The following is a 3,362-nucleotide window of genomic DNA, read 5'->3' as shown; positions in this document are numbered from 1 at the left end:
CTACTTACTTTCTATTCGTAGCTTATGCTCTTGTGAGCTTTTTTACCCACCTCCCCACTTTTCAAACATCCTCTAAGGGTGGTTGCGGGTGACTCGATCGCCTCAAAGTGGGACAATGCCAATTATTTATAGCGACAAACTATGTCCAGCATTTGTTGAGTTGCTTGCGATTGGGGCGATGCACTACTCTGTCTGAAAAACTCATCCAAGTGCCATTGTGACAATTAGTTCGACTGAGAATTTCTTTGTTACCCAAGCAATAGATAAAGTCTAAATAAATTCAGATGTTGAAGTTTAAATTAAAGACATTGTATACATTTGCCCGATCGAGAGTGTAGATGCGTGGAGAATCTTAATCTAGCCATAGTCTCAGGATGTTCTGCGACTACTCGGTGTCTGCTTAATGTCTAGATCGGACAACTCGATCGAGAATATGCATCGCTACAGAAATTAATTATGCAAACGGCAACTTTTGCATATTTTTTGGCTCTGGTTTAGCGGGTAGGGGCTAAACCAGAGCCGATCCAGTGCGGATCGCTCTAAATCTTGTCAGGAAAGAAGAAAGGTAGATTCTGTTTCCGACTTACAAATTCAGCGGCTTTGCGCGCACCCATACCATCGGGTTTAAACTTAAATTGCCATTGAGTGGTTACTCGATCGATAAATAAAGCCACAATTTGCGACTGATTCGATTCGGTAACTACAATTTCTGTCAAGATAGCTCCTAACAATTCGGGATAGTAATCGCTACAAACTCGATCGATATACTTAATATATTGCGACAAAACATCGCTAGGTATATTGACTGCTGACGATGATTTATGATACCTTGAATAAAGTTCTTGAGCTAGTTTAGCAAGTAGTTTAGTAGCCTGACGACCGATAGTACTTTGATTGCAATCTAGTTCTATGGCAGCTTCTGTTTGAGTCAACTCCAAGCCATACTGAAGTAAAAATAATTTAAGCTCTAAGCAATGCTCGTCTAATAAATTTAGAGCTAATTCCCTAATTTCATCATATTCAGTTACTACTATTCTTTGGGACTCAGGTTGGAGATCGGGTTGCAGATCTCCGATGGTAGTTACTTCCTGTGCGTCTTCATTCACAGGCAGATCCCAAGATACTTCGCCAGGTCGGGCGTAATTGCGTAAACTAGTACCTAAATAATCTAATAGTTCGATTACTCGCTCTCGATCGACAATTTCAAAATTTAGACCGACAGATCGCTGTCGATATCTAGCTAATAAGGCATCATAATGGACTGGTTGAGGTTTATTAGTGATAAACTTTTTAGCTGTTACCGTTTCTTGAAAACACTGGTGCAATAATAGTAGCCCAGGCAGACGATCTTTATCTTCTGTTCCAAAACTGAGAATCTTTTTAAGGCGGGAAGATCTACAGCTATTTAACATGCCTAAATTAGTACGATTTAAATTGCGATCGCCGATTAAACTTCGCAATTCATCGCCAAGCGATCGCCAAAATTTGGAGTGAGTATATTGGGATAAACTATCGTACCAATCTAAATAATGGCTGAAAATTATTTAAAAAATCGGCTGGGTTGAAAATCAGCGTCAAGCCAATTTGGTAGATGTCTCGAAGCTCCAAACCTTGCAAGTGGCGTTGAAGGCGTTCAAACATATTAGTGCGGAGTTGAATTTGCATCCGCCGCCCCAGGGTTGGCTGCAAAAATAGAGTATAAGCAAGTAAAGCTGCGATACAACCACTGAGATCTCGTGCTGCGGGGGACAATTTTTCCCGATTTGGTGGTAGTTGCCGCACTTCCAACACTAGCCCCTGGGCAATTGCTAATACTGCTGAAGTTGATGAATCTTCAGGGATACGATTGTGAATATATCGTCTCAATCGAGGATCTACACGCCACTGGAGACGAAAAGCGTTGTTATTATCCGTTGCTTCGGGAAGTTTATAAAAGTGTTCTCTATCCACGAGTAGTATATTTTATCGAGCGAATCTAATCTTTTTATTTTAGATAAAAATAATTTATTGAATGTAATCGATTGCTCGTGAATAGGGATAAGCGTTATAAAAATTAACAAGACTCGCCGTATACTAAGAATGCTTCGGAACTAGACTTTTTAGCTCGCGATCCAAAGGCTCTAATATTTTACCTCGATCGATATTCACCATAGATATTTCACTATTACCAGACAATGTCTAGTTGCCTAATCCCATGGTGGCGACTATTACAGATTATTACCGAGCATCTAAAAGGCGATCGCCGATCGCCTATGCTGAAAATTGGCTGAGTATTCTTACCTAGATCGCAATCTGAAAATCGCTCTCAATCTGTAATTTTGAGACAGCTTCAGATCGCGTTTTTCGATTTAGCCACTTTTTAAAAATATTACTGACGATCGACGATCGATTTGAACTATCTTTAAAAGTAAAAATCTCAGCCGCGATCTTAATAACATTCAGAAATAAAAATCGTGTCAATTCCTTTATTACAATACTCACCCACCTCTCAAAATCAGCGTGTCTCCAGTTTTGAAGTAGCTTGGGAAGAACAACCCAGGATTTTTAGTATCGACAATTTATTATCAACATCCGATTTTGATGTACTGATTAATGCTGCCTATCGGCAGATTTTTCACGAACAACAAACGACAGTCCACAGCCGTCAAATTGCTCTAGAATCACAATTACGGTGCGGTCAGATTACCGTCCGTCAATTTATTCGCGGCTTGGCAACTTCCGAATCTTTTCGCAATCTGACTTTTAATAGCAATAATAATTATCGGGTCGTCCAAATCTGCATTCAACGCATTCTCGGACGCGAAGTGTATAACGAACGCGAAAAAATTGCTTGGTCGATTGTAATTGCGACCAAAGGCTTTTACACTTTTATCGATAGCCTACTCAGTACTGAGGAATATCAAGAAAACTTTGGCGATAGTACCGTGCCTTATCAACGCCGACGGATTCTACCCCAGCAAATCCAGGGTCAGTTACCATTCGAGCGGATGGCGCGTTACGGTACCGATTATCGCGATAAACTGCCCAAACAAAATTTCCGAGGCTTCCCTGGCATGGGTTATACCGGGCCAATTATGTCGCAAACTCGTTGGAATTGGCAAAAACAACCTTCGCCAGTGCTCACTACCATCGGCAAAGTCATTACCTATAGTGGTGGTGCTGGGGTAGTTGTATTGAGCTTGGTAGTCTTCCTCTCCTGCTTGGGTTGGGTACATATCTAATCTTCAAGTCCGATTTACCAAGGCTTTGTGTTCTAGCGAAAACCTGTGGCCCTCACCCCGCCAGATCCTGCGGCTCTGGCTCCCCTCTCCCAAGTTTGGGAGAGGGGAGCCAGAGCCGCAGGATCTGGCTCCCCTCTCCCA

General features: G+C 41.7%; 3 protein-coding genes. 1 reads left to right on the top strand and 2 read right to left on the bottom strand.

Features of this window, described 5'->3' with window-relative positions; translation table 11 throughout:
* Positions 1–539: 539 nt before the first annotated feature.
* Positions 540–1,412, bottom strand: coding sequence for a hypothetical protein (locus C7B77_RS26605; protein WP_106312106.1), 873 nt, complete (start codon positions 1,410–1,412; stop codon positions 540–542).
* 97 nt (positions 1,413–1,509) lie between these two features.
* Complete coding sequence (locus tag C7B77_RS26600) at positions 1,510–1,950, bottom strand: hypothetical protein (RefSeq protein WP_106312103.1); 441 nt, start codon at positions 1,948–1,950, stop codon at positions 1,510–1,512.
* Between the two features lie 503 nt (positions 1,951–2,453).
* On the opposite strand from C7B77_RS26600, the gene C7B77_RS26590 reads away from it, so the two are divergent.
* Positions 2,454–3,221 carry a phycobilisome rod-core linker polypeptide gene (locus C7B77_RS26590; RefSeq protein ID WP_106312097.1) on the top strand — a complete coding sequence of 256 codons (768 nt, stop codon included), beginning with the start codon at positions 2,454–2,456 and terminating at the stop codon, positions 3,219–3,221.
* Positions 3,222–3,362: the final 141 nt, after the last annotated feature.

This window comes from Chamaesiphon polymorphus CCALA 037 (assembly GCF_003003845.1).
Taxonomy (GTDB): Bacteria; Cyanobacteriota; Cyanobacteriia; order Cyanobacteriales; family Chamaesiphonaceae; genus Chamaesiphon; species Chamaesiphon polymorphus.
The sequence above is the reverse complement of the archived record's forward strand: the minus strand, read 5'-3'. Positions and strand labels throughout refer to the sequence as shown.